This window comes from Legionella cherrii, assembly GCF_900635815.1.
GTDB classification, from domain to species: Bacteria; Pseudomonadota; Gammaproteobacteria; order Legionellales; family Legionellaceae; genus Legionella; species Legionella cherrii.
On record NZ_LR134173.1, the window covers coordinates 1,925,877 to 1,952,350 of the forward strand.

A 26,474-nucleotide genomic window follows, 5' to 3' on the forward strand; every position below is an offset into this window, starting at 1 on the left:
CATGTGGCATTTAGCAGATAAGCTTTTAACAAGTCGGTTGCTTTTGGGGACTGCGGGTTATCCATCACTTGAGGTAATGACCGATGCGGTAAGGGCCTCCAAAACAGAGGTAATTACCGTTTCTCTGAAAAGACAAATGGCCAGTGGTACAGGTAGCGATTTATTTTGGCAAACCATTCAGTCTTTGAATTGTTGTTTACTGCCCAATACTGCGGGTTGTCGTGATGCACAGACTGCGATTACTACTGCTGAAATGGCGCGTGAACTTTTTAATACCTCATGGATTAAATTGGAAGTGATTGGTGATGACTTGAGTCTGCAGCCGGATCCCTTTGAGTTATTGCGTGCAGCGAATGAATTAGTAAAACGAGGATTTGAGGTCTTTCCATATTGTACTGATGACTTAGTTTTATGCCAACGTCTCATGGATTGTGGTTGTAGGATTTTGATGCCGTGGGCGGCACCTATTGGTTCAGGAAAAGGATTACTCAATCCTTTTGCGTTGGAGACATTACGTCATCGATTAACGGATGTAACCTTGATTGTCGATGCGGGGATTGGTAAGCCATCGCATGCGACACGGATTTTGGAGTTAGGTTTTGATGGGGTGTTACTGAATAGTGCGGTTGCTTCTGCGATTCATCCGGTAGCCATGGCGGAAGCTTTTTCACATGCAGTTATTGCTGGACGAAGTGCTTTCGAGGCAGGTCTTATGCCGGAGCGGATTACCGCTCAATCATGTACCCCTTTAATCGATACACCTTTTTGGCATCAGGAGGTTCTATGATGAACACGGTGTGGTGCAATACTGGTAGTGAAATCGATCGGCAAACAGTGCGTGGATTGGGTCTTGAAATGCAACAACAGCTATTCAATGGATCCAATCATCCCAAGGCAATTAAAATAAGCGAATCCATTTCTCGCAAAGACTTACAAATCCTAAACAATTATTCTGGGCCTGTAGTTTTAGATTTTACTTTACCTTTTCAACATATTGATAATAATGCGGATGATTTAACTGCAGGGTTTTCTTTTGCGGATGTTTTGGTCTTGAATACACTTGAGGCCGAATTGATTTTAAACCGCAAGATCATGACCCATCAAGCCATGCAGGAAGCGGCTCATGAATTATTAACCCTGGGGGCTAAAAGTATTTTTCTATTGGGGCGGCATCTGCAAGAAACTTCATGGGAACATGATTATTGGACAAATGGGCTTACTTCATTTTGGCTGACGAAAAATCGCTTCTCTGATGCAAAATATCCGGAACTTCGATCAGTTTTATCCGCGGCAATTACTGGGGCATTAGCTTTGGAGTACTCACTCGAAGATGCACTAATCATCGCAAAAATGTATGCACACCAAGCAGTCCGTCTGGCAGGAACCAGTTTATGTTATGGTGGTTTCCCAGAGAATGAAATGGACCTGCCTTATCTTTCATCCAAACCCCTGAATGAGGCGCCCCAACCATTTAAACCATGTCATCGATTAGGTCTTTATCCTGTGGTTGATTGCTTCTCCTGGGTCGAAATGCTTTTGAAGCTTGGGGTAAAAACCATTCAATTGCGAATTAAAGAAAAAAGTAAGAGCCTGGAAGAGGAGATGAAGCAAAGTATTGCTTTGGCTAAAAAGTATGGTGCTACTTTATTTATTAATGACTACTGGGAAATGGCATTAAAGTTGAATGCAGAAGCAGTCCATTTAGGACAATCAGATTTAGATACTGCAGATCTTGACGCGATTAGAAATCAGGGAGTGTTTCTCGGAGTGAGTACTCATTGTTATTATGAGGTGGCACGAGCCCATGCGATTTGTCCTTCATACATTGCAATCGGTCCTATTTATCCAACGACCAGCAAGGAAATGCCTTTTTTAGCACAAGGTATTGAACGCTTACATCGCTGGCAACGCACTTTAAATTATCCTTTGGTTGCAATAGGGGGGATCAATATTGAGCGTATGCCAGATGTGGTTGCTACAGGAGTTCAAGGTATCGCCCTGATTTCTGCAATTACTCAAGCGGATGATCCCCAAAGAGCGACGGAGCAACTTTTGAGTTTTGTTGGCTGATAGCATTATGGCTAAGCATGTTGAGGCAAAAAACCAGGTTAAGGGACCCAATATGACTGTTTTATCTGAGTTAGAACGCTATTCTCAGCAAATTAAATTAGAAGAAATTGGCTTTCAGGGACAAAAAAAGCTGCAAGCGGCAAGGGTATTATGTCTTGGGGCAGGAGGCATTGGGGCTACACTTCTTCCTTATCTAGCTGGTGCAGGAGTGGGAACGATAGGGATAATCGATGGTGATTTCATCGACGAAAGTAATCTACATCGGCAAATTCTTTACCAAGAAAAAGATGTTGGCCAGGCAAAAGCTGTTGTAGCAAAGATGAGGTTAAATACGCTCAATTCAACGATCAAGGTTCAAGCGTATGATTTTCGTTTAACGGCTCATAATGTAGAAGAAATCATCGCTCAATATGATCTTGTGGCGGATTGTTCCGATAACTTTTATACGCGTTATCTTGTGCACGATATGTGTTATCGTTTAGAAAAGCCCTATGTGTATGCCAGTGCTTACCAATTCCAGGGACATTGTTCTTTATTTTATGGACAAAAAAATCCATGTTTGCATTGTTTGTTTCCAGTCATTCCTGATACCACCGCCAATTGTCAAAATGGTGGAGTTATCGGTACGTTGCCTGGATTGTTAGGGATCGTGCAAGCGACTGAAATAATTAAATGGATTACCGGTAGCGGTACTTCATTATTAAATCGATTGCTTTGCATCAACTTACTGACAATGGAAATAAAAAATATCCATCTGAGCAAAAATAAAGAATGTCCCTTTTGTGTCTACGGCCATACCCTAGACGAAAACGCTTTTGGATTGTGTCTGTCTTCAGAAGAGATACACGCGATCGCGATTTCTTGTAAAAATTTGCCCAAATTTTTACAAGAAAATCCGAAGGTATTTTTGTTGGATGTAAGAACTGCTGAGGAACACCATCTTAAAAATTTAGGTGGAAAATTAATTCCCTTGGCTGAGCTGTCTGTGCGCCTTGATGAGCTCGATCCCTTAGGTCCTATACTTATTTATTGCCAGTCAGGTCAAAGAAGCCAAAGGGCTGTACTGTTATTAGAGCAGGCAGGATTTCGCTCGATTTATTATCTTGATCAGGGCATCAATTCATTGAATGAGGCTTCTTGCGGAACAGCCCCAAAAGAATAGGAGTCTTGATTTATGTTATCGAGGATAAAACTCAGACGTCATAAAACCAAGGTCTAGATAATACTCATGCTACTATAAGGTTTATGTTTATTAGTTTAACTAGGGCAACATATATAAATTAAGCATATCAAATAACGGATTTAAGCCAAATCAATTCTCTGTTGATGAAAATTAAGGTAGATTTAAATAGTTACGAAAAAAGAATTTTATAAGGGCAGGGATGTATTATTTTTTAAGATTAATCACAGCAGTCTTAATTCCATTCGTTTTTAATGGAGTACAGGCTGCTACCCCACTTACTTTTAAGCAGGCACTGGCCATAGCTTATCGTAATAATCCCGAACTGCAGGCAGAAATAGATAAAGCGCAAGCCATGAGAGGTGCTTTCATACAAAGTGGATTGTACCCGAATCCCCAACTGACTTTAACGGGTGAAAACTTTGGTGGTTCTGGCAGTTATTCAGGTTATGAAGCTGCAGAAACCACTGCTTCAATAACGCAACCTATCCCTCTAGGTGGTCGTCTTAAGTATTTAAAAACCGCAACCTATGCCGACTATTTAGCCTCTTTAGCACAGATTAATGTTCAGAAAGCAATGCTTTACATGACAGTTGGAGTGACTTACGTTGATGCTCTTTATGCCGGGCAATGGTATCAGGTTACTAAAAAATTGACTCGCTTAAATCAAAATATTGTTTCAGCGATTCAGCGAAGAGTTAAAGCCGGCGCTGGCGCGGAACTGGATTTACGGCTAGCGCAAGTCCGATTAGGGGATGCAAAAATTCAGGAACGAAAAGCAGAGCGAGATGCTCTAGCTCAACGAGCAAAACTTGCTCGTTTATTAGGTGACGGTCTAAGAGTGGACCGCCCTTTGATTGATAAAGGTTTGCCAGGACTAACGTTGAGATGGTCTGATTTATTAAAAAAACTACCACAAAGCCCGCAGCTGATACAAATGCAACTCCAATTACAGGCCAAACGAGCAACAATCACCGCGACTAAAAAATCGGTGTGGCCCGATTTAAATATTCAATTGGGGGGACGTCATTTTTCTGATGATGGTAGTAATGCTATAGTGGCGTCTGCATTTGCAGAGGTTCCCGTTTATAACCGCAATCAAGGGAAAATCATGGCAGCAGAGGCGCAATACACGCAGACTGCTCACGAACTCCAAGGGGCTCGTCTTGATGTGCGTCAAAATATCTATACTGTTTTTTTACAAGCGAAACAAAGTAATTATGAGGCCAATTTAGTTACGGATTCTTTATTGCCTTTGGCGAAAAAATCCATCAAATTAGCCCAAGATGGTTATCAGATGGGGCGTTACAGCTATATTGAATTATCCACAGCACTCAATACGTTGTATGAAGAAGAGCGGCACTACCAACAGGCCCATGCCGATTATCATAAATCCTTAATTCAACTCACCGCGCTATTAGGATTACATCCTTCCAAGGAGAGCAAATGAGAGCACTAAAATCAGTTTTCTCTACAATATCACTGATTATTTTTCTATTAGGATTAAATTGCTTTTCTCTCTGGGCTTCAGAGGAATCCTCTGTTACAGAAAAAGAGGGGCATCTGGAAGAGATTGCTAAAGGCCCTCAGGGTGGTCGATTGTTTAAAGAAAGCAGCATTGCTCTAGAGCTTTTAATTTTTGAAAGAGCAATGCCACCCCATTTTCGAGCTTTTCTTTACAAGGATGGTGCGCTTATTACGCCTGAGGCGGCACAACTAACAGTTCAACTGACTCGATTTAATGGAAAAAAGGAAGAAATTACCTTTAAGCACATTGAGGATTTTTTGCAAAGCAATCAAATTGTTCAAGAACCTCATTCTTTTGATGTGAGCATTCAATTGGCGTTTGAAGGTAAGCAATATCAATGGCATTACGCAACTTATGAGGGTCGCATAAAAATTGTGCCAGATATTCTGAAGTCGGCTGATATTCAAGTGGCAACAGCACAAAGCCAGACCATAAAAACTCAATTAAAAGTGGTTGGGAAAATCGTCCCTAATCGTGATACTTTGGCACCCATCTATGCTCGGTATTCGGGCATTATCAAGTCATTAACTAAAAACCTTGGTGAAGAAGTCACGAAAGGAGAGGTATTAGCTATCATTGAAAGTAATGAAAGTCTGCAAAACTATACCATCACAGCCCCGATCACCGGAACCATTATACAAAAATATGCGACCAATGGAGAGCTTGCGCAAAATACCAAACCCATTTATGAGGTGGCTAACTTGGCTACTGTCTGGGCTGATTTCACCCTATATCGCAAAGAAGCGCCTCTGGTCAAACAGGGAATGGAAGTCATTGTGACTGGAGATGGGGGAACGCCTGAATCAACGGCTACTATTTCTTATATAGCGCCTTTAGGAATAGAGGACAGTCAAACTACTTTGGCTCGAGCCGTTTTATCGAATGACAATCATATCTGGCTGCCCGGTATGTATGTGAATGGTGCTGTAATTATCAAAGAAAAAAAAGCGCCGGTGGCGGTATTAATTTCTGCCCTACAAAGGCTTAATAATGTGGATGTAGTCTTTGTTCAAGAAGGGGATTATTTTGAAGCAACCCCGGTTATTTTAGGAGAAAAAGATGACCAATGGGTCGAGGTGATCTCAGGGCTTGATGCAGGACAGCGTTATGTGAGTAAAAACAGCTTTTTTATGAAAGCAGAGCTTGGTAAAGAAGGCGCAATCCATGAGGACTAAGGAATAGAAATGCTGGAACACATTATTCGCTTTTCTTTAAAACATCGCTGGTTTGTGCTTTTATTCACCCTGATTATTGCCATTTTAGGTATTTATAACTTTCAACGTCTTCCTATTGATGCAGTACCAGATATTACTAACGTTCAGGTACAGATTAATACCCAAGCCTCTGGATATTCTCCGTACGAGGTGGAACAACGCATTACCTTCCCAATTGAATTGGCCATGAGTGGTTTGCCCAATTTGGATTATACCCGCTCTTTGTCGCGCTATGGATTATCACAAGTTACGGTGGTGTTTAAAGATGGAACTAATATTTATTTTGCCCGCCAGTTGATTAATGAGCGCTTGCAAGAAGTAAAAGATAAATTGCCTCCAGAAGCCGAAACCACCTTAGGCCCCATCTCAACAGGTCTTGGTGAAATTTTTATGTACGTTGTCACCAATAAGCCTAATGTGCCAAAAACTCAGCAGTATAATCCAACTGAGCTTCGTTCCATACAAGATTGGATTATTAAACCTCAATTACGAAATGTGGAGGGAGTTGCCGAAGTCAATACCATTGGGGGCTATGAAAAACAATTTCATATTACACCGGACCCGATGAAGTTGGTGCGTTACCGTTTAAGTCTGGATAATGTGGTTGAAGCATTAAAACGTAATAATGCGAACGTCGGTGCGGGTTATATTGAAACGAATGGCGAGCAATATTTAATCAGGGTGCCGGGGCAGGTACAAAATATTTCCGATATTGAAAATATTGTTATTGCTAGTTTTGAAGGCACCCCAGTTCGAATTCGTGACGTAGCTGATGTTGCTTTAGGCAAGGAGTTACGAACCGGTGCTGCTACTGAGAACAGTAAAGAAGTAGTACTAGGTACGGTCTTTATGTTGATGGGGGAAAATAGTCGAACGGTTTCTCAGCGCGTTGCTGCCAAAATGAAGGAAATTAATAAATCCCTTCCCGAGGGGGTTGAGGCGGTTACCGTATATAACCGCACTCTATTGGTTAATGCCACCATTCATACGGTGACAAAAAATCTTTTGGAAGGTGCGCTCTTGGTTTGCATCATCTTATTTCTATTTTTGGGAAACATACGAGCAGCGCTTATTACTGCTATGGTGATTCCCTTGTCGATGTTATTGACTATTACTGGCATGGTGAGCAATCAAATCAGCGCGAATTTAATGAGTTTGGGAGCCTTGGATTTTGGTTTAATTGTGGATGGCGCGGTCATTATTGTTGAAAATTGTATTAAGCATCTGGGTGAGCAACAGCATGCACTGCATCGTATCTTAAATTTGGAAGAGCGGTTAAAAGTCATTTCGTATGCCACGACGGAAGTAATTAGACCCAGTATTTTTGGTGTTTTTATTATTACGGTGGTTTATTTACCGATACTCACCCTGACTGGTGTTGAAGGAAAAATGTTTTTACCTATGGCAGAAACCGTCATTATTGCGCTATTAGCCTCGATGCTGTTTGCATTAACTTTTGTGCCTGCTGCTATAGCTATTTTTTTACGCGGACACCTGCAAGAAAAGGAAAATGCTTTAGTGCATCATCTCTCTATAGGCTATGGCAAAGTATTGCGCCGTTGTTTTCATGCGCGAAAAACGATCATTGGTGTGGCTCTAGGTTTAGTGGTGATCAGTTTATTAATTGCCTTTCGTTTAGGTGGTGAGTTTATTCCAAGCCTTGATGAAGGAGATATTGCCATGCATGCGATGCGAATTCCTGGCACCAGTTTGACCCAGGCAATTACGATGCAGGATTTGGTCGAAAAACGAGTCAGGGAGTTCCCTGAGGTAAAAACTGTTTTTTCCAAGTTAGGGACAGCAGAGGTGGCTACTGATCCTATGCCTCCGAATGTGGCTGATACGTTCATTATTTTAAAGCCGCGTAAGGACTGGCCTAATCCTAAAAAAACGAAGCAGGAATTAGTACAAGAAATGGAAAACGCTGTAAAACAAATTCCGGGGAATAATTATGAATTTACCCAACCTATTCAAATGCGCTTTAATGAACTTATTTCAGGAGTTCGTAGTGATGTGGCAGTAAAAGTCTTCGGTGATGATATGGATACCTTGTTAAAAACAGCGGAAGCGATTAGTGCTCAATTAAAACAAATACCAGGAGCGGCTGATGTGAAGGTCGAGCAAGTCAGTGGATTGCCTCTATTAACCATTGAAATTAATCGTGACTCCTTGGCGCGCTATGGGTTACAAATAAGTACGGTTCAAGATGCAATAGTGATTGCCACGGGGGGCAAGAAGGGTGGGGAGCTTTTTGAGGGGGATAAGCGTTTTGATATAGTGGTACGTCTGCCTGAATCGTTGCGAACTGATCCGAACGTGTTGCGCCAAATATTTATACCGCTACCTCTTGCCAAGGATGGAGAGCAGCACTTTATTCCTATAAGTGAGGTCGCCTCATTGGTGCGTAGTGAAAGCCCAAACCAAATCAGTCGCGAGATCGGAAAACGACGCGTGGTGGTTACTTCAAACGTTAGAAATCGGGATTTAAGTTCATTCGTGAACGACGCTAAACGGCGCATCGATGAAAACGTTAAAATACCTTCCGGCTATTGGGTAACCTGGGGTGGTCAGTTTGAACAGCTTCAATCTGCCTCACAGCGATTACAAATCGTAGTCCCCATCACGTTATTAGGTATTTTCTTATTGCTCTTTATGAGTTTTGGGCGAGTAATGGATGCACTGTTGGTTTTTACAGGAATACCTCTCGCACTAACTGGTGGTATTTTTGCTTTGTGGTTACGCGGGATCCCCTTATCTATCTCTGCAGGTGTTGGGTTCATTGCCTTATCCGGCGTTGCTGTACTCAATGGTTTAGTCATGATTACCTTTATCAATAAACTTCATGAAGAGAAGAAATTCTATTTAAAAGATGCAGTGTTGCAAGGATCGTTGGCGCGTCTAAGACCTGTGTTAATGACGGCTTTGGTCGCCTCACTAGGTTTTGTGCCCATGGCGCTTGCGACGGGAACTGGGGCTGAGGTCCAAAGGCCTCTTGCTACGGTGGTCATTGGCGGAATTATCTCTTCTACCTTTTTGACCTTATTGGTTTTACCGGGCTTATACTATGTTTTTCATGAACGACGTAAAAAGGGTAAGCAAGCAAAGAGATAAAAGAAAAAATATCTAACTATCTTCGTTTAAAAAAATAGGAACACTAAGGTTCGTGCACAGTTTAAGGGTGTTTCTTAATATTGGGTATTCATGAACTATATTAATATCACAATTAGTTAAAAATCCCATTATGATGATTACTAAAATTAGTAATATAATCCAACGCATCTGAGTTGAATAAAGTGATATAAAAAATGCAATTCACGGACAGAGACTGGTGTCTGCAAGAGTTACCTGAACAAGTTGATTATAGTTGGTTGTTAAGATTAATGAAGGTTTGGGTTGAGACAGAAGATCTACCATTTAATATGGGTGTTTTAGCGACAGTAGATGAAAATGGGTTTCCAAGAAGCCGTACAGTAGCTATTCGTGAAATAAACGAACATGGATTGCTTTTTTTTACCCAGCTGGGTAGTGCGAAAGTAGCACATATCTCAGTCAATCCCTATGTTTCTTTCACTTTTATGTTACCGAAGACGCAAAGACAAGTTACTGTTTTTGGAAAAGTAAGGCCAGTTAGCGAAGAAGAAAATCTAAAAAACTGGGAGACTTATGATCAAGAGCGAAGGTTGCGTTTTTTAGTTTATGGTACAAAGTCTGGACAATTGATAAATAAACAACAGGACTTAGATGAAGAGTTGGTTGCTTTAAAAGAGCAATATAAAAAAAATCTCCCAGAAAGGCCTCATGAATATGTTGGTTATATGATTATTCCTGAACAGATAAAATTTTATCAATTAAATGAACATCGGTTGTCGGATTCAATAAATGCAAAACGCATCCATGAAACCTGGACTTTACAGCGGTTTGTTCCTTAAGGTGAGCATTGATCGCCAGGGGTGAGACAATTTTTAATGCTGAAATCCAGAAAAATTATAATAGCTGTTGCTTCAAATAGGATAAACTAAATAATGAATTTATTTGTAGTATATATTGGTGGTTCCCACCCTAATTCTTTAATCGAACTGCATGATCTCCGCTTTATAGTGGCTCAATCCATTGAAGATACCTATGATGTGCTTAAAAAAAGCTGGTGGGGTATCCCCAAAAGTTTGCATATAGACGCTTGGGGTATCTTAAAGTATGCAGATGGACATAGTATTCAAATTTCACAGGAGCCGTCAGAAAATAGTGATAATAAATTATTTTTCGTAAACTTGGGCGGCTACGATAACAAGCAATTTACCGAATTACATAAAAATATTTTTGTAGTTGCTGCTAATGAATTTGAGGCGAAACAAAAAGCATTAATACAAATTGCTGACTGGGAGTCTCCGCATCGCGATTATTTATATGAAGTTGATAATTTACTTAATATTAATTCATTACTTAAACAGGAAGGCTATTATTTACATTTAAATGGGCAAGTCGAGCCTAAGCCGTTTGAATTTACCTGTTGCTACAACCCCATTGGTAGAAATTAACTCATTTAAACGAGTGATTGCCGATATTGGCAAGGGCGGAAGCTCCTGGCATTTCATTATCTATTTTTGAAGTGCGAGCTGATTATGACCGGCATCTCTTAATTCAGTCTGCGTGTAACGTTTAGGATGCCGCTAATATTATTTGCACAGCATGGGCATTTTTAATATATTTGCTGAATATCTATAACAAGGATCCGTATGTGCATTAGATCTCACGGCTGTATATGCCACCACTTGGAAAAAGTCATTAAGCAAGATAATAAAAAAGAGTTAAAAGCAATTTTTGATACGACTTATATTGATGAGCTTTATGATTTTTTACTAGACTCTTATCGATTACTCCAAATCGAGGAAAATTATAAATTTGCCGCAAGCATGAATAAATTAGTAAAAACCTATCTTTTGGAGAAATCTCCAAAATCAATTAATGTGCAGAATGAACAGGTAAAAAAAGACTTCATGGATTTATATGATGAAAAGCTTGATGATCTTCAAGCAGCAAAACGATTGCTTCATGAGAAATTAACTTTGCTAATACAAGATGTTCAGCACCTTGCCTATCAAAACCTTTCCCATATCGATTCCTTTAGGGATTGCCTCGAAAAAGTTGATAAATCCAATGCTGTTGCCCTGGAGGATAAAAAAGCTCACAACAGGAGAGGATGCACTATTCTTTAAAAATATCATGGATTACCAAGGTCATGGTCTAACGATCGTTTCGAGTCACAATTCTTTCCAAATGAAGCGCCGTGAATTAGAATAGTCCTCTTTTATATTAAGAACATCTATGCAAAGGAATAGTATTTTATCCTGTTTTTTAATAGGAATGTTTATTCTATCATGGTCTACAAAGGGGAATTGTGCTCTAGAGCGTGATGTTCAAACCTGGTTCAATATTACAGCAATTGGTAAGACTCACAGTAATAACAAATTTATAGGCCGTCTAAGATATTGGTTGGAAGATCAAGAGCGCTTAGGGGATGATAGCAGTCGTTTTTCACAGATTTTATTACGTCCAGGATTAGGCTATGCATTAACTGATAATCTTAGTATCTGGATTGGATATGCCTGGATTTATACAGGGAAACCAAACACCCCTAACCCATTTGAGGAAGATCGTATTTGGCAACAATTGTTATGGACTAAAACGAATAAATATTTAACGTTTACCAGTAGAACCCGTACAGAACAGCGCTTTTTAGAAAACAATCCCAAGACAGCCTATCGTTTAAGACAACTGATTAAAATTTCAGTTCCTTTCAAGCATTTTAATAAAATGAGTTTTGTTACAAGCGATGAAGTTTTTTTTCACAAGAATAATTTTGTGGGTAGAAACAGCAGTGGTTTTGATCAAAACCGGTATTTTGTTGGAGTAGGTTATAAAATAAACCCATCGTTAAACACTGAAATTGGCTATATGAATCAGTATATTCGACGGTTTGGAGTTCCAGATTTTTTAGCCAATATAGTATCCTTAAATTTTTTCCTAAATTTTTAGTCGGCTTGCCAAAGGAACCAATTCGAAACCAACTTAATCTTATGTTCCCAAGAGGAGCATTAAAATCCATCCCATCAAAATCAATTCATTTAATTCTTCAGTGGATTACTTCAGTTGGGAAGTTCAGTTTATTAGAATGCCTAATTCCCTTTAATGAACTTCCCTAATTTTTTATAAAAGAATTTTCTTTTCTTAAAAGTTGGACATCTCAATACGTTACTAAATCTACGCATTAGGTAGACACAGCAACCCAACTTATTGGCTACCAAAAATAATTCCATTAGGCCCTGCAGTTTCACCTCCACTCGATCCAAACATGGTTGTCTCTGTTACACCGAGAATGGAAGGGAGAAATAATAAAGCAGCGGATATAAAGACCAGAGCAATTGGCGTTCCAATTGGAATTTGAGTTGGATTATCTTTGTGCTGTTTAAACTTCATAATAGCCCCAATAGAGAATCCCAAGCCCGCCAAATAAGCACCCGCAGTAATTAATTTAGCCAGATTGGCAAATGATCCAGTAATGTTTGAGGCCATTTGTCCTAAAGACACGACAGTGTTTGCAGCTGCATGATTACTTACTAATGTTAGAAATGTAAGAAAAGCAATAGTGCTGAACCCACATTTAAAATCAGATTTATCTGGAATCTTACTTTTCACTCCCTATCCTCCTAAAACTAAACTTAACTAAAACTCGGGGCAAATACTTAGTTGCCCTTAATATCTAAATTTAATCATGACACTTGAACTTTACCGCAATTTGTTCCTTAACGAGTACTTTGATTAGAAGAAGCTTAGAGATGTTGTTTTAGTATCCAAAATTTCTTGAGCTTTTTCCATGTCTGCCTTGTACTTATCGACTAATATGCGGATATCTTTTTGATTTTCTTGCTCCATGGCTCTTGCTAGGGCGATATCCTTTGTAGGAAATTCAGACTCATCACCGGTTACATATTTTTCAAGAAGAGGCCTAAGTGTTGATTGATCTGCCCCAAGCCAGCATAATGTATTAAAAACACCTAGTGGCTCCATCTGATTATTATAAAAAGCCCAGTCCAAAGCCGTAAAACCATTACTACTTTTGTTGTTAATATCGGCCCCAAAGTGATTAATTAGCAACTCGACATGCGCAACACTGCCTTGGTGAGCTGCTCTTCTGAGGGCTACATTTTTATCTTTTGTTTTGTATCTCTTTAGAATGCTATCCAGGGTAACTGAAGTGCTATTCGTTGTTTGACTCATTCCAGTATTATAGATACTGCTTGACGATACCTTGCGATTAGAATCAGATTGCACAAAGAATGAAAAAAATTGTCCAACTAGAGAAGAGTTTTCAGATGAACGAAATTTTTTAAACTCATTGTCTATAGAATCAGCCAAAGCTAAAGTCTTTCGGCTTAATAGATCAAGTTCAGAATCATTTTCATCAAAAAAAACCTTGAGCTCAGATGGAATATCACTATGATCCAGTTTATAGCGTTCTCTAGTTTGAAATAGAGAATAAATTTCACTGAAAGTTCCCACAAATTCGGTTAATTCTTTAAATGAAGACTTATCAACTTGCTCATAGATTAGTTCTGAGAGTTCCACCATTGCTTTTAAATCACTTAGTTTCATACCATTATTGTCTAGAAAAAAATAGGATGCAATAATACTTAATTATGATGTTAATGGGAACATTGGTCGATTGTCGGAGCAGAGATTAGCCATTATGATGGTTTTATTGAGGCGGATTTATTACTGACTGTGGTGCCCTTAAAAATTAATTTATTCAAACTCGACGGATTAGCAACTGTTTATCTGTATCAATCAAGTCTCATCCCACTGATGTACATTGATGCTCAATATGTTAGTTCACAATCAATTTTTTGGTAAAGCTTAAGATTTGACGCTGGCTTTTCAGCCCAGCCAACGCTTGATGCACGTGTTATTCTTTTAATTTGGACTTGAAGTTGCGACTCCATTTTTCTGTTTAAAAAATCAGAATTTTTTCTTCAAGTATCTTATTGTTTACAAGAAAATATTTAGCCTATTTTACCTTGACGAGTTATTTTTAACATTGGATACTGCCCCCATTCTTTATCTAACATAAGAGTTTTGTTATGCCTCGTCACAAACTTGTTCTTGGCTTTGCCCATTGGGGAAGTGCTGAAGTTCCAATTTTTAAAATGATAGAAACAGTGACTTTTGCAGTACAAAATGGCATTGAGGAAATTGATTGCGCCCCTCATTATGGGAATGGTGCTCAAGAAAATGTCTTAGGTGTTGCTTTACTCTGTTTATCCGAAGATGATCGCGCTCGAGTAAAGATTTCTACTAAAGTAGGTCGCATAATCGATCCGAATAAAAAATCAGAAAGCAGTAATGGTTTTACTAATTCCAGTGGTTTTTCGCAGATTTTTGACTACAGCAAGGAGGGGATCGAAAAATCATTTGGTCAAAGCCAATTGCGGATGCGGGTATCGAATGTTCACGCATTGTATTTACATGATCTTGATAAAGGGACTCATGGCGAAAAACACACTACCCATTATGAAACATTTATTCAAGAGGGTTACCTTGCGTTTGGTACACTGAAAGATCAGAAGAAAATTGAAATTGCTGGTATCGGTTCAAACGATGTTGAAATTTGCATGAAGCTTATTAAAGATGGTCGCTTTCAAATCGATCGCATTATGCTGGCTGGTTGTTATAATTTACTTAATTTCTCTGCACTTGATGAACTATTCCCACTTTGTAAAGAAAAAAATATCAAACTTTATATCGCAGCCCCGTATGGTGGGGGACTTTTAAGCGGTCAAAAGGATAATCATTTTTTTCGCTATGAAAAAGCAAATCAGCAACAGATGGAAAGACTAGAAAAAATAAAATCGATATGTAACCAATTTCAAGTTGATCTGCCGCATGCTGCAATGCAATTTGTACACATGCATCCGCAAGTTGAAAAAGTCGTTGTTGGTGCAAGAACCTCAGAAGAACTGAAAGCTACTTTGAAATATGCTCTTGAACCAATAAATCCTAAATTTTGGGAAGCCTTAAAACAAGAGGGATTGATTCCCAGCAGTACAGTAATTCCCTCGTATGACTGCGCCCCTGTACTGTCAATATTTTCCAAGCTTGATGAAAAAGGAAAAGTCTCTTCGTCAAAGGAAGTGGAACATACTGAACTGAAATTATAGCGTGAAAGCCAGCTTACCCTGGCTGTTGCTTTTCACTGAAAAGAAGTACCTCAACTCGATACGATAAATACAAAAAAGCACCAATGAATATTTAAAATAACAACAAGGGAATAAATGTTTGGACTATTTTCTAAAGGAAAGAATAAAGCTAACGATGAATTTGATCTAGAAGATCAACCCCTAATCGCCAGCGAAAAGGAAGAGAATGATGAGATTCAAACCCTAATCGGAGATAAGCCTAATTATCCTGAAATAGAGCCTATTGGAAAATATGAAACTTTATTAACTGAACTGGACTTCCGTCAAAGAGATCTGAATCGTTGTATTGAGCTTATTAATGCGGAGCCTAAATTAACGAGTGCTCAAAAATCCAGTATTAAAAAGGTAGCAACTACAACTCTTTTAAGTGGGGCTTGGGGAGGAGGTAGTAGCTATTTGATACATGATTTTGTTACTCGATGTGCAAAAAGATCACAGCTTGAAGATCTTTGGAAAAATTTAATTGTGAGTACCTATAATGGTAGAGGTTCTACCTGTTATGAACTCAATGGAAGCCTCATGGATCCCAACTATTCGATTGCTGATGAATGCAGTCTTCACGATGATATACGTCCCGGTGAGTGCATCCAATTGCATAATGAATATTGTTCAGAAGCAATGATCTACTACATTCTTCCAGAAGGTATAGGTGTGGCATTTGCCGGAATTATTTTTCTTTTCTTGTTATATCTTGTATTGTGTTCCCTGTATCAGTTAATGAAATCCTGCCAACAAGACAGCCACAGTCCGCAAATTGATCAATGTTTAAGTCATGAAAATCTTTATCTTCTTAAATATTATGCTGAAGATCATCTTCCTATTAGAAATAGTATGACAAAGAAAGAACTAATTACTAGGCTAGAGCATTCTATAGCTGAGGATGTCACATTTATAAAATACTGTTTGGAATTAAAAAAACATGCTCATTATCTTTTCTATATAAGCAATAGGTTAATTGAAATAAATGGGATCGAAATACCCTATGAAGTAGCAGAGTCGATTTTTCTTGATGCGACTAAACATATAAACATCGCAGAGATAGAGAAAACAAAGAAAAATAATGAAGAATGTGAAGGAGAAAAAGAAACAGGCTCGGAAAAAATTCAAAATAATTCCTGTGAAACGGGTCAATATTTATTGAAGAAGGATACAAAACTGAAAACAGAGCTTTTTGCAAGATTTTTTAGTAGAGCAGCAGTAGTTCCTGAAGTTGATTCAAAAAATCACAGCATCATTGAATCTAATATTTTACAAGTATTTAGATAAAAACCGCTAGGTTGGGTTATTTGGGGTTGAGCTTAAGATGAGGACAGCCTAGCTGCCCTTGTTCTTTTGTATCACAACAAATCACCTCCATAATAATCTGGGGCATGAAGCAGCGCCCATTTAAATAATGAAAAACTGTTTTAATTTCCACATAGATTCATTTACCTTAAGGTCAATTCACTATATGATGTCACGCGGTTATCAATAGTAGATTAAAGGAGACAGTATGAGTTTTTTTATTAGCGATGCTATGGCTGCAGCGGGGACTACAGCAGCGCCTCAAGCAGATGGAACTTTTTCGCTCGTTATGATCGCTGCTATTTTTGTGTTGTTCTACTTTATGCTGATAAGACCTCAAAATAAAAGAGCAAAAGAACATCGTGAATTAATAAGCCGTTTAAAGAAGGGCGATGAAATCGTTACCTCAGGTGGTATCTTAGCTAAAGTAGTTAGTCTGGATGACCAGTACATCAAGATCAGTCTTGCAGAAGGTGTTGAGATTAATATACAAAGAGGCGCAGTAAGCACTGTATTGCCCAAAGGTACTTTAAAATCGCTTTAAATAAAGTCATAGGGACACACGGAAATGCAAAATAAATATCCTCTATGGAAAAACCTAATGCTGGTAATTATTGCAGTTGTTGGGTTTATTTACGCTATACCCAATTTGTATACAGAAAATCCTGTAGTACAAATTTCGTCTGAAACGCCTGTAGATTATGATGAATTAAAGAATCAGGTAGAAGCGCTCTTACAAAAAGATAAACTACCTTTTAAATCAATCATCGTTCAAAGCGAAGCGGTTGAAGTCGTTTTTTCGTCTACTGATTCCCAGTTATTAGCTCGCGACGCCATTAAAAATGCTTTAGGCTCCCAATATACTGTAGCCTTGAATTTGGCTCCTTCTACACCCAGTTGGTTGGACTCTATTCGTGCTGCACCTATGAAGCAAGGGTTGGATTTACGCGGAGGAGTGCACTTTCTGTTAGAAGTTGATGTCGACAGTGTGATTAGCCGCCGTTATGAAGGGATCATGAAAAACATTAGCCAAGAATTGCGAGATCTTGGTATTCGTTATACAGGTATTCGTTATATTGCAGATAAAGGCGTTAGTTTACATTTCCGCGATAGTGAATCGATGAATAATGCCTATACCGGTTTAAAGGAAAAAATTCCTGATCTTGTTTTCGCAAAAAGTAAAACAGACAATGAATTTATAGCATCGATTACACCGGTCGAATTGAACAGCATGCGTCAAAATACAATTGAGCAAACAATGAGTATTTTACGCAACCGAGTTAATGAGTTAGGTGTTGGCGAAGCGGTTGTTCAGCAACAAGGAGCAACCCGTGTCGCTGTTGACTTACCTGGAATTCAAGATGCGGCTCGTGCAAAACAAATTCTTGGCGGAACAGCAACCTTACAATTTTACTTGGTGGATCAGGATAATGACCCACAAATCGCGAAGCAAACAGGTGCTATCCCTGTCAATGATAAATTACTCATGATGGATGGCCGTCCTATTTTGTTAAAGAGACAAGTGGTATTGAGTGGTGATTCAATTACTTCAGCAGTTTCTAGTTTTGATCAGCAAACAGCAACTCCAGCAGTACAAATACAACTTGGTGGGGGTGGTGAAAGTCTGTTTACCAAAGTGACTCGCGAAAACATTGGCAAACGGATGGCTATTGTTTATGTTGAAACAAAAAATAGCATACAAACTGTCAATGGAGAGGAGAAAAGGATTACCCATAGAGAGGAGCGTGTGATTAGTGCTCCAGTGATCCAAAATGCTTTAGGAAACAATTTCCAGATTACTGGACTCGCTGACAGTAAAGAAGCAAGTAACTTGGCTTTATTACTCAGAGCCGGAGCTTTACCTGCTGCCATCTATCCCATTGAAGAGCGCACTGTAGGTCCTACTTTAGGTAAAGAAAATATTCGTAGAGGTATTGTTTCTTTACAAGTGGGAATGGGCTTAATTCTGATCTTGATGCTGGTCTATTATCGACTTTTTGGTCTCATTGCAGATATTGCATTGTTACTTAATCTGATATTGCTTTGTGCTTTATTGTCTGTGATCGATGCCACATTAACTCTGCCGGGTATCGCGGGAATTGTATTGACAGTGGGGATGGCTGTCGATGCGAACGTATTGATTTATGAACGCATTCGAGAGGAACTGCGTCATGGATTATCGCCGCAAGCCGCAATTTATGCAGGATACGAGCGCGCATTTGCTACCATTCTTGATGCGAACGTAACTACATTAATCGTAGCCATCATTTTATTTGCTGTGGGGACAGGACCTGTACGCGGATTTGCTGTAACTCTTTCTTTAGGATTGCTCACCTCCATGTTAACAGGCATTACTTATACCCGGGCTATTGTAAATTGGTATTATGGTGGTAGAGCTGTTAAGAAATTATCTATTGGTATTTAAGGCGGGGCTCAGATGGAATTTTTTAATCCAAATTCAAATGTGGACTTTATGGGTGCTCGTCGTTGGACGGCGATATTCTCCATATTGATCTTTGTGGTTTCTATAGGTGCTTTAGCAATTCATGGCTTAAAGTGGGGTCTTGATTTTACAGGTGGAACCCAAATTGAAGTTTCTTATTCTTCTGCGGCAGACTTGCCCTCGATTAGAGAAAGTCTGAGTAAAGCAGGATTCAAAGAGGCTCAAGTTGTGAGCTATGGAACTTCTAAAGACGTACTAATCAGTATTGCCCCTCGGGAAGATAAAGAGCAGTCACGTCTCGTAGACCAAGTGATGAGCGCTCTTCCAGGTGCTGTAAAACAAAGAGTTGATTTTGTCGGCCCACAAGTAGGGCAAGAATTAGCAACTAAAGGAGCCCTGGCGGTTGTTGTTTCCTTACTGGCAACAATGATTTATATCGCCATGCGCTTTGAGTACCGGCTTGCAGTGAGCTCCGCAGTGGCACTAGTCCATGATCCAGTATTGATATTAGGTATCTTTGCTTTTTTTGGCATTGAATTTGATTTGAAAGCACTGGCAGGCTTATTGGCAGTAATAGGTTATTCTCTAAATGATACCATCGTGGTTTTCGATAGAGTGCGTGAGAATTTTGTTAAGGTACGTCGTGCCACATCAATCGAAATTATGAATATTTCGATAAACCAAACCCTATCTCGAACCATTATGACTTCAACATTGACGCTTTTTGTTGTGCTTGCACTGTTTATCTATGGCGGTGAAGCAATCCATGGATTTTCTCTGGCGTTGATCATTGGTATTGTTATCGGTACTTATTCTTCGATTTATGTCGCTGGAGCTTTAGCTGTAGCAATGGGGCTTGATAGAAAAGACTTCATGCCTAGCCAACGCAAAGAAATTGATAATCGTCCTTAAACTACTTCGCTGGGTGCAGATGCACCCAGTCTATGCCTATTTCTATTTTAAACTACTTATACCAAGCTAAAGCTATCCGATTCCACTTCCTCGCTTTTACTTACTTGTTCGGGTTCTTGTTTAATCTCTGATATTTCTTGTGTTTGTGTACGACTTGCTAATTGTTTCTTTAACTCCTCAATCACTTCGGGAGGAATTTGCATTGGCTTTTGTGATTCTTTTACTTCTTCACCTTCAATGCGAATTTCACCCTGTTCAGTGATCTCAACGATTTTTTTAGTACAGCCTTCGGGTAATGCATTTTCAGGGACTAATTGAACCGGTATACCAGCAATAATTGTTGCACCATCAGCAATACGTATCCCATCAATTGGCGCAAGCTCTGGTATTTTGCTGTAATAACTGCTTATTAGCGAGCAAACGGACCAAAGTAAATTGTATGCGGCATCAAAAGGAAACCCTATACCGATGCCTACTCCTTGCCCTAAATATCCGGCTGCTGTTCCCATTAGATGGGCCAAACTGATAGTACAAAACGAAGTGAGGAGCCTTGTGGCAATTACGGGGGCAAATAGAGCGACGCCAGTTGTTCCGGCAGGACTAAAAATTAATAGAGTACTCCCGACTAGAGCGGTTAATTGAACCCTAGGTGATATAGCTGTTGTAGAATTACTGACTCCCTCGGCCAAGACGACACCTACAGTAGCACCCACATAAGAAAAAGCTGCTCCAAATAAAGGTTGGGTAAATGAGATAACAGGAAAGTTTTTGACTTGGTCTGGAACTTCTTTTTTATGGCACATCACTTTTAAAAATTCAGCAAACTCATTCCATTCTTTTTCAGTAAATGGTTTATGTCCATCTTTTCCTAATGCTATATTGGCATGCTCAAAGGCACTTGGCGTTTTAAGGAGCCGCTCAGCGGTCAAATAACACGTCTCTTTATCTTCATCATCCATGAAGTTTTCAGTAGTTACTCCCAAATTGTCTTCGATGATTCGGTATAAAGCAGAATTTCGTTTTGAACTTCCAATTTGAGATTGCACAAACAAGCAGGCTGCAATCATAAAGCGTTCTGCAATGATGTATGCTTGTCGTTGCAGAGGTGTTTTGATGTCTTCCTCATGGAGTAAATGAACTTTAAGCACGGCTTTTACCTTTTCTAAAAAGGCAACTTGTTTGCTACGGCTGACAACATCAGTTCCACCAAAAAAAACGGGTGTGCCTATCATAGAAGGCTTTGCATTCAAATCAACATGTCGCTCTGCTTCATAGTCTTTACGTAAATGATTAAACTTAGCGATACATCCAGGTGCAAGAATAAAGTGCATGATATCCCCCGTCCATTGGCATTCTTTTTGCGTGATACGCCTAAATTCCTTTTTTGTATATTTTATCTTACTTCGTAATTGTATAATTGCAATGTTATTTGGCTATTTTTTACTAAATTGTTTCAATATGTTGAAAGTTTTTATTTTATTTACCAATTAACCTATTGAAATGATGCATTTTTTCAGGATTATGATACTTTTAAGCTTAATGACTATAGTTATTGTATGTGGTGTGAAGTACATTGGCTCGTCATCCCGCATAGCGAGGTTTTTCCACGCTGCAGTATCGTGTGACGATGGGAGATCCTTTGCTATGCTCAGGGTGAAGGGAGCTTATGCGTTACTTCGCCCTAGCTGCATTTTACAGGAATAGATAAGGTGAGTGAATCGATGAATGATGTGAAAAATGTGAGTTTCACGGAAAGGCTGAAACATTTGTTTCTGCTTCTTCGTGTGTCTCACTGGGCTAAAGCAGTCTTTGTGATGCTTGGGTTTTGTTATACACCTACTCCTGGATATTTTATTCCGGCGTTACTGGCCTCTCTAGCTTTTTGCCTAATTTCAAGTGCAGTTTATGTTTATAATGATATTGAAGACAGAACCGAAGACAGCTTGCATCCTCACAAACGGCATAGGCCTATAGCGAGTGAGAAAGTTTCTGTATCTGAAGCGATTTTCATGTTGTTTTTATTGCTACTGACCGGACTAACTTTGGGATGGCTGATTTCGAAGAAACTGGCTATTATTCTTTGCGTTTATTTAGTAATTAATGTCGCCTACAACCATCTATTCAAGCTCATTCCTATCATTGACGTGCTTTGTATTGCCGCAGGATTTATGCTGCGCGTATTAGCTGGAACTTTGGGTATAGGATTACCTATTTCTACTTGGTTAATTGGAGCAGCAACCTTACTTAGTCTCTTTATTGCTTTAAATAAACGGCGAATGGAGATGCAGTTAGGATTAAAGCATGCTACTCGCAAGGTGTTGAAGAAATATAATCCTTTAGTCCTTCATTGGCTGATTGTAGCAATAGGATTTAGTAGTTTTATTACATATGTTTTCTATATCATATATGCTCGTGATGAGTCATTTTATTTTATGTTAACAGTACCCTTTGCAGCAATTGCATTGTGGCGTTTTGCCTGGCTGGCAACGCAAGATATTGACAATGATGATCCTGTTATTGTTTTTTTAAGTGATCGATTGTCACGAATTAATCTTTGGTGTTTTGTCGTCTTGACCTTTATGGCTTTAGCTCAATGAAACCTGGGTTTCAATGGTATGACAGCATTCTTATTGTATTGTTTTTCTATCTATTGGTTTTGCAAATACAAGCAATCTGGCCCTTTACCATTGACGATATGTTTATCTCGTTACGTTATGCCAAGCATTGGGCAGCAGGAGAGGGGCTTTTATGGAATTTGCATGCTCCTCCAGTAGAAGGTTATTCCAATTTTAGCTTTGTTGCCCTAGGGGCTTTAACGCTTCTATTCAAAGGTAATCCTGTGGTTGTTTTAAAAATGGCAGGATTAATAGGTCTCTTTATGACCTGTTATTTCATTTATTTAATGAGTCGATTTTGGTTTTCACAACGTGAATCACTTTTGCCTTGTTTTGGGCTGTTACTCTATAAAGGGCAAATTATCTGGGCTACCAGTGGTTTGGAAACCACAGTATACCAAGCCCTCTTATGCGGAACCGTCTATTGTTGTTTCAAAGGTATGGGGTATCGATTTGCACCTAACCCACGTGGAGCTGCAATACATGCTTATTTCATAGGTGCTGGGATTTTGCTTGCACTTGCTGGAATGACACGGCCAGAAGCCCCCGCATTCATGGTTTTATTTTTTATTTTAATGTATTGGGATAGACCTCGGGAGGAAATAAAGCGCTATCAAGTTGGGGTTTTGCTTTTTTGTATTACGCTGGTTTTATTCTATGGCCCTTATTTTTTTTGGCGCCACATTTATTTTGGATTTTTATTCCCCAATTCAGTGTATTGTAAGGGATTATCTAAAGCATTTACTTTTGCTTTGGATCTTCACTACCTTAAATTGATTTGGCCTTTAGCTCTTTTAGCTTTGCCAGCTTGTATTAAAGCTAAAGATAAACGTCATTATTTTTTATGGTTACCTAGTCTTGTCTATCTCATTATGTTGGCCGATTCGGATCCTGTTGTAGCTTTTGAAAATCGGCTTTTTTTACCTGCTTTTGCCTTGCTCCTTCCTTTAGTAGTTCAAGGTATTAGCACCCTTGTATCTGTTTTCCGACGCAAAAGAGATTCTACTTTCAGATTACTTTTTTATTTAAGTTCTTTTGCCATTTTAGTCCTTTTAATTCCAAAAATGAGTTTGGCAGATTATCGCTATTTCAGTCAAAATCCGGTTCGAGGAGAACTGTTACGCAATAAGATAGTTGATTGGTTAAATAACCATGCTTCTTCTGGGGATTGGGTTGTTTTGGCGGACAGTGGATTGATTCCTTATGCCAGTCCGCTAAATTTCATTGATTCCTATTGCCTCAATAATTTAGAAATGACCCACCATTCTTCCCAGAATATGTATCAGCATTTTTGTGAATGCATTTGGCAAAAGAAGCCCAAAATTATCATTTTAACTTCGCTTACAAAACACGGAAAAATTATCTATACACCGAGTGACGCTTGTTTGAAAACACGGTTGGACAAATATCACTACAAACTCAGTGCAACCTATGAGAGTAGTAGTCCCGATTCGATTTATCGTTATGAAGTATATGAAATTATTCTTCCATCAAAAAAGAGATAGTTTTGACTAAGGTTTTCCAGTGATTTCTATTTTTTGACATGATATATGCGGAAATATAGTGTACTATTTCGCTAGTAATAAAAATGAGTGAAGGATTCTCGTATGATACAAAAGATGTCAGTATTTTTTCAAAAATTGTATAAAAAATTACCTGTTCTTTTGTGTGATTTATTCGCTATTCCGGTAGCATGGTATGCTGCATATTGGTTACGTTATAACATGCAGCCGTTTCCTAAAATATTGACTTCGACTCATTCAGTTATTGGTTTAGCTTTATTAACAGCAATCCAAGTTGCCTGTTTTTTCTATTTTAAAACATATCGTGGTTTATGGCGTTTTTTTTCTTTAAATGATGTGGTGAGAATTTTAAAGGCCACCTTGACAGCTACGATCTTGGGAATTCCTGTTTTGTATTTAGTTTCAATGCTTCACGAAGTTCCCCGTTCCGTATTTCCCTTATATTGCATGATCTTAACTACTATTTTGTGCAGCTGCAGGATGTTGCGGAGGATTTATTGGGACAAGCAAGCCAGCAGTAATAAAGCAGTTGAATTGAAACGCGTGCTTATTATTGGTGCAGGGATGGCTGGTGAAGGTCTTGCCCGCGATTTAAAGCGGTCCAAGCAATACATTCCTGTAGGTTTTATTGATGATAACCTGGCAAAACGGGGTTTGGAAGTTCATGGAGTACCTGTTTTAGGAACTACGAGTCAAATTACTCAGCGCGTCAATGAGCATGCAATTGATTTGATTTTTATTGCGATTCCCTCAGCAAGCTCTTCAGTGATGCGACGTATTGTAACCTGTTGTGAAGAAAGTAAAACACCTTTTAGCACACTTCCAAGCCTTAATGCTTTAGCTTCTGGAAGAGTGGAGGTTAATGCACTAAGGCCGGTTAACATAGAAGATCTGTTAGGCAGGGAGCAAGTTAACTTGCAATGGGATAAGTTAACTGCGGGCATTGCTGGAAAACGAGTATTAGTTACTGGCGGGGGAGGCTCCATAGGATCAGAGTTATGCCGACAAATTTTAGCCCTTAAGCCCCATAGCTTGGCAATTATTGAAAACTCTGAGTTCAATCTGTATCAAATTGAACTGGAATTAAAACAAAACTTTCCAGATATTTCTATAGAATTCATGTTGATGAGTGTTACTGATGAAGTAGCAGTAAATCATTTCTTTGTGAATTATCAACCCGAAATTGTATTTCATGCTGCGGCTTATAAGCATGTACCTCTTTTGCAAAATCAAATACGTGTTGCGGTGATGAATAACGTGCTTGGAACCCAGGTTGTTGCCAAGGCTAGTGTATCGGTAAATGTTGGAAAATTTATTTTGATTTCTACGGATAAAGCAGTAAATCCGACCAATATTATGGGTACTACCAAGCGTGTGGCTGAAATCTATTGTCAGAACTTAGACGGTAGATCAAAGACCCAATTCATTACGGTTCGTTTCGGAAACGTTTTGGGCTCGGCTGGAAGTGTGGTTCCATTATTTCAAAAACAATTACTAAGTGGGGGCCCGATCAAAGTAACTCATCCTGATATGCAACGATATTTTATGACAATACCCGAAGCATGCCAGTTAATTTTGCAAGCCATGGTTAACGGAAAAGGTGGAGAAATTTTTGTTTTGGATATGGGCGAACCCGTTAAAATCAGCTACTTAGCAGAACAAATGATTCGTTTGGCAGGGAAGGAGCCTGGAAAGGACATTATGATTGAATACACAGGGTTACGTCCAGGAGAGAAGTTATTTGAAGAGTTGTTCCACGAATCCGAACAATTGGCACCAACAGAACATGAAAAATTATTCAAGGCAAAATTCCGAGAGCTAAATTGGGACGAACTAATCCAAACAATGCGCCTGTTGCATTCAGCATGTGAAGAAAATCAGGATGACGAGTTATTTATTTTATTGAAAAGCTTGGTTCCTGAATTAAATACAACCAGCGCAGTGCCAATATCCTAATTGGTTGATGAGTATCGTTTGTTTTATTGTATTCATTGATTGAAGAAGAGGTGTTTATGATGATTGTTTCTTATGATGATTTTGCCAAAATAGATTTACGCTCTGGTACGGTGGTTAAGGTTGAAGAATTTCCTCGTGCAAAGAAACCTGCTTATAAGGTTTGGGTGGATTTTGGTAAGGATATCGGCATATTACAGACCTCTGCTCAAGTTACTGTACATTATACGCCAGAAACTTTATTAGGCCGTTCTGTGGTTGGATGCGTCAACTTAGGCGAAAAAAATATAGCGGGCTTTACTTCTCAATTTTTATTAGTTGGATTCTCTGATGCTAATGGAGCTATATGCCTCATAACAACTGACCCCAAAGTCCCTAATGGAGAAAAGTTGCATTAGTTACAAATTAGTGTGAAGCCTTGGTAAAACATGCGCAGTCTTGATTTTTGACCATAAGCTAACACGCTGACTTGACCTCTGACGTGCTTTATCTGAAGCCTCT

General features: G+C 39.1%; 22 protein-coding genes. 19 read left to right on the forward strand and 3 right to left on the reverse strand.

Features of this window, described 5'->3' with window-relative positions; all coding sequences use genetic code 11:
- The first annotated feature begins 1 nt into the window (after position 1).
- The 10 genes from EL022_RS08265 (at position 2) to EL022_RS08310 (ending at position 12,025) form a co-directional block, all read left to right on the forward strand.
- A complete protein-coding gene (locus EL022_RS08265) occupies positions 2 to 787 on the forward strand; it encodes a thiazole synthase (RefSeq protein ID WP_028382136.1) in 786 nt (261 codons plus the stop codon).
- A complete protein-coding gene (gene thiE, locus EL022_RS08270; RefSeq protein WP_035901197.1) occupies positions 784 to 2,070 on the forward strand; it encodes a thiamine phosphate synthase in 1,287 nt (428 codons plus the stop codon). The genes EL022_RS08265 and thiE overlap by 4 nt, the downstream gene beginning before the upstream one ends.
- A 52-nt stretch (positions 2,071 to 2,122) precedes the next feature.
- On the forward strand, positions 2,123 to 3,232 hold the full coding sequence (locus tag EL022_RS08275) for a HesA/MoeB/ThiF family protein (protein WP_028382134.1): 1,110 nt from the start codon (positions 2,123 to 2,125) through the stop codon (positions 3,230 to 3,232).
- Between the two features lie 220 nt (positions 3,233 to 3,452).
- Positions 3,453 to 4,700 (forward strand): TolC family protein, encoded by a 1,248-nt coding sequence (locus EL022_RS08280; protein WP_028382133.1) that lies wholly within the window; start codon positions 3,453 to 3,455, stop codon positions 4,698 to 4,700.
- Positions 4,697 to 5,953, forward strand: coding sequence for an efflux RND transporter periplasmic adaptor subunit (locus EL022_RS08285; protein WP_028382132.1), 1,257 nt, complete (start codon positions 4,697 to 4,699; stop codon positions 5,951 to 5,953). The genes EL022_RS08280 and EL022_RS08285 overlap by 4 nt, the downstream gene beginning before the upstream one ends.
- 9 nt (positions 5,954 to 5,962) lie before the next feature.
- Positions 5,963 to 9,103, forward strand: coding sequence for an efflux RND transporter permease subunit (locus EL022_RS08290; protein WP_028382131.1), 3,141 nt, complete (start codon positions 5,963 to 5,965; stop codon positions 9,101 to 9,103).
- A 194-nt stretch (positions 9,104 to 9,297) separates the two neighbouring features.
- The gene (locus EL022_RS08295) at positions 9,298 to 9,921 is read left to right on the forward strand and encodes a pyridoxamine 5'-phosphate oxidase family protein (RefSeq protein ID WP_028382130.1); all 624 of its coding nucleotides are present in this window, start codon (positions 9,298 to 9,300) and stop codon (positions 9,919 to 9,921) included.
- 93 nt (positions 9,922 to 10,014) lie between these two features.
- Positions 10,015 to 10,527: a DUF1543 domain-containing protein gene (locus tag EL022_RS08300; protein WP_028382129.1), complete on the forward strand. Its 513-nt coding sequence runs from the start codon at positions 10,015 to 10,017 to the stop codon at positions 10,525 to 10,527.
- A 234-nt stretch (positions 10,528 to 10,761) separates the two neighbouring features.
- On the forward strand, positions 10,762 to 11,205 hold the full coding sequence (locus EL022_RS08305) for a hypothetical protein (protein ID WP_241972142.1): 444 nt from the start codon (positions 10,762 to 10,764) through the stop codon (positions 11,203 to 11,205).
- A gap of 109 nt (positions 11,206 to 11,314) precedes the next feature.
- On the forward strand, positions 11,315 to 12,025 hold the full coding sequence (locus EL022_RS08310; protein ID WP_028382127.1) for a DUF2490 domain-containing protein: 711 nt from the start codon (positions 11,315 to 11,317) through the stop codon (positions 12,023 to 12,025).
- A gap of 255 nt (positions 12,026 to 12,280) precedes the next feature.
- Here EL022_RS08310 and EL022_RS08315 read toward each other — a convergent pair whose 3' ends face one another.
- On the reverse strand, positions 12,281 to 12,685 hold the full coding sequence (locus tag EL022_RS08315) for a hypothetical protein (protein ID WP_028382126.1): 405 nt from the start codon (positions 12,683 to 12,685) through the stop codon (positions 12,281 to 12,283).
- Between the two features lie 123 nt (positions 12,686 to 12,808).
- Positions 12,809 to 13,642, reverse strand: a complete 834-nt coding sequence (locus tag EL022_RS08320; RefSeq protein ID WP_028382125.1) for an ankyrin repeat domain-containing protein — start codon at positions 13,640 to 13,642, stop codon at positions 12,809 to 12,811.
- A 485-nt stretch (positions 13,643 to 14,127) separates the two neighbouring features.
- Here EL022_RS08320 and EL022_RS08325 point away from each other — a divergent pair, with 485 nt between their 5' ends.
- From EL022_RS08325 to secF, 5 genes are all read left to right on the forward strand, one after another.
- Entirely contained in the window at positions 14,128 to 15,204 is a 1,077-nt protein-coding gene (locus EL022_RS08325) for an aldo/keto reductase (RefSeq protein ID WP_028382124.1), read from the forward strand.
- Between the two features lie 114 nt (positions 15,205 to 15,318).
- Positions 15,319 to 16,509, forward strand: a complete 1,191-nt coding sequence (locus EL022_RS08330; protein WP_028382123.1) for a hypothetical protein — start codon at positions 15,319 to 15,321, stop codon at positions 16,507 to 16,509.
- Positions 16,510 to 16,735: 226 nt separating this feature from the next.
- Complete coding sequence (gene yajC / locus EL022_RS08335) at positions 16,736 to 17,071, forward strand: preprotein translocase subunit YajC (RefSeq protein ID WP_028382122.1); 336 nt, start codon at positions 16,736 to 16,738, stop codon at positions 17,069 to 17,071.
- Between the two features lie 24 nt (positions 17,072 to 17,095).
- Complete coding sequence (secD, locus tag EL022_RS08340) at positions 17,096 to 18,952, forward strand: protein translocase subunit SecD (RefSeq protein WP_028382121.1); 1,857 nt, start codon at positions 17,096 to 17,098, stop codon at positions 18,950 to 18,952.
- Between the two features lie 12 nt (positions 18,953 to 18,964).
- Positions 18,965 to 19,882, forward strand: a complete 918-nt coding sequence (gene secF, locus EL022_RS08345) for a protein translocase subunit SecF (RefSeq protein ID WP_028382120.1) — start codon at positions 18,965 to 18,967, stop codon at positions 19,880 to 19,882.
- A gap of 56 nt (positions 19,883 to 19,938) precedes the next feature.
- On the opposite strand, the gene EL022_RS08350 is transcribed toward secF, so the two are convergent.
- Positions 19,939 to 21,213 (reverse strand): hypothetical protein, encoded by a 1,275-nt coding sequence (locus EL022_RS08350; protein WP_028382119.1) that lies wholly within the window; start codon positions 21,211 to 21,213, stop codon positions 19,939 to 19,941.
- Positions 21,214 to 21,603: 390 nt separating this feature from the next.
- Here EL022_RS08350 and EL022_RS08355 point away from each other — a divergent pair, with 390 nt between their 5' ends.
- The 4 genes from EL022_RS08355 to EL022_RS08370 all read left to right on the forward strand — a co-directional run bounded on the left by EL022_RS08355 (position 21,604) and on the right by EL022_RS08370 (position 26,371).
- On the forward strand, positions 21,604 to 22,479 hold the full coding sequence (locus tag EL022_RS08355; protein WP_164715637.1) for a decaprenyl-phosphate phosphoribosyltransferase: 876 nt from the start codon (positions 21,604 to 21,606) through the stop codon (positions 22,477 to 22,479).
- Positions 22,476 to 24,002, forward strand: a complete 1,527-nt coding sequence (locus tag EL022_RS08360; protein WP_028382117.1) for a hypothetical protein — start codon at positions 22,476 to 22,478, stop codon at positions 24,000 to 24,002. The genes EL022_RS08355 and EL022_RS08360 overlap by 4 nt, the downstream gene beginning before the upstream one ends.
- A gap of 102 nt (positions 24,003 to 24,104) precedes the next feature.
- On the forward strand, positions 24,105 to 25,976 hold the full coding sequence (locus EL022_RS08365) for a polysaccharide biosynthesis protein (protein ID WP_028382116.1): 1,872 nt from the start codon (positions 24,105 to 24,107) through the stop codon (positions 25,974 to 25,976).
- A 59-nt stretch (positions 25,977 to 26,035) separates the two neighbouring features.
- Positions 26,036 to 26,371 (forward strand): tRNA-binding protein, encoded by a 336-nt coding sequence (locus EL022_RS08370; RefSeq protein ID WP_028382115.1) that lies wholly within the window; start codon positions 26,036 to 26,038, stop codon positions 26,369 to 26,371.
- The last annotated feature ends 103 nt before the right edge of the window (positions 26,372 to 26,474 follow it).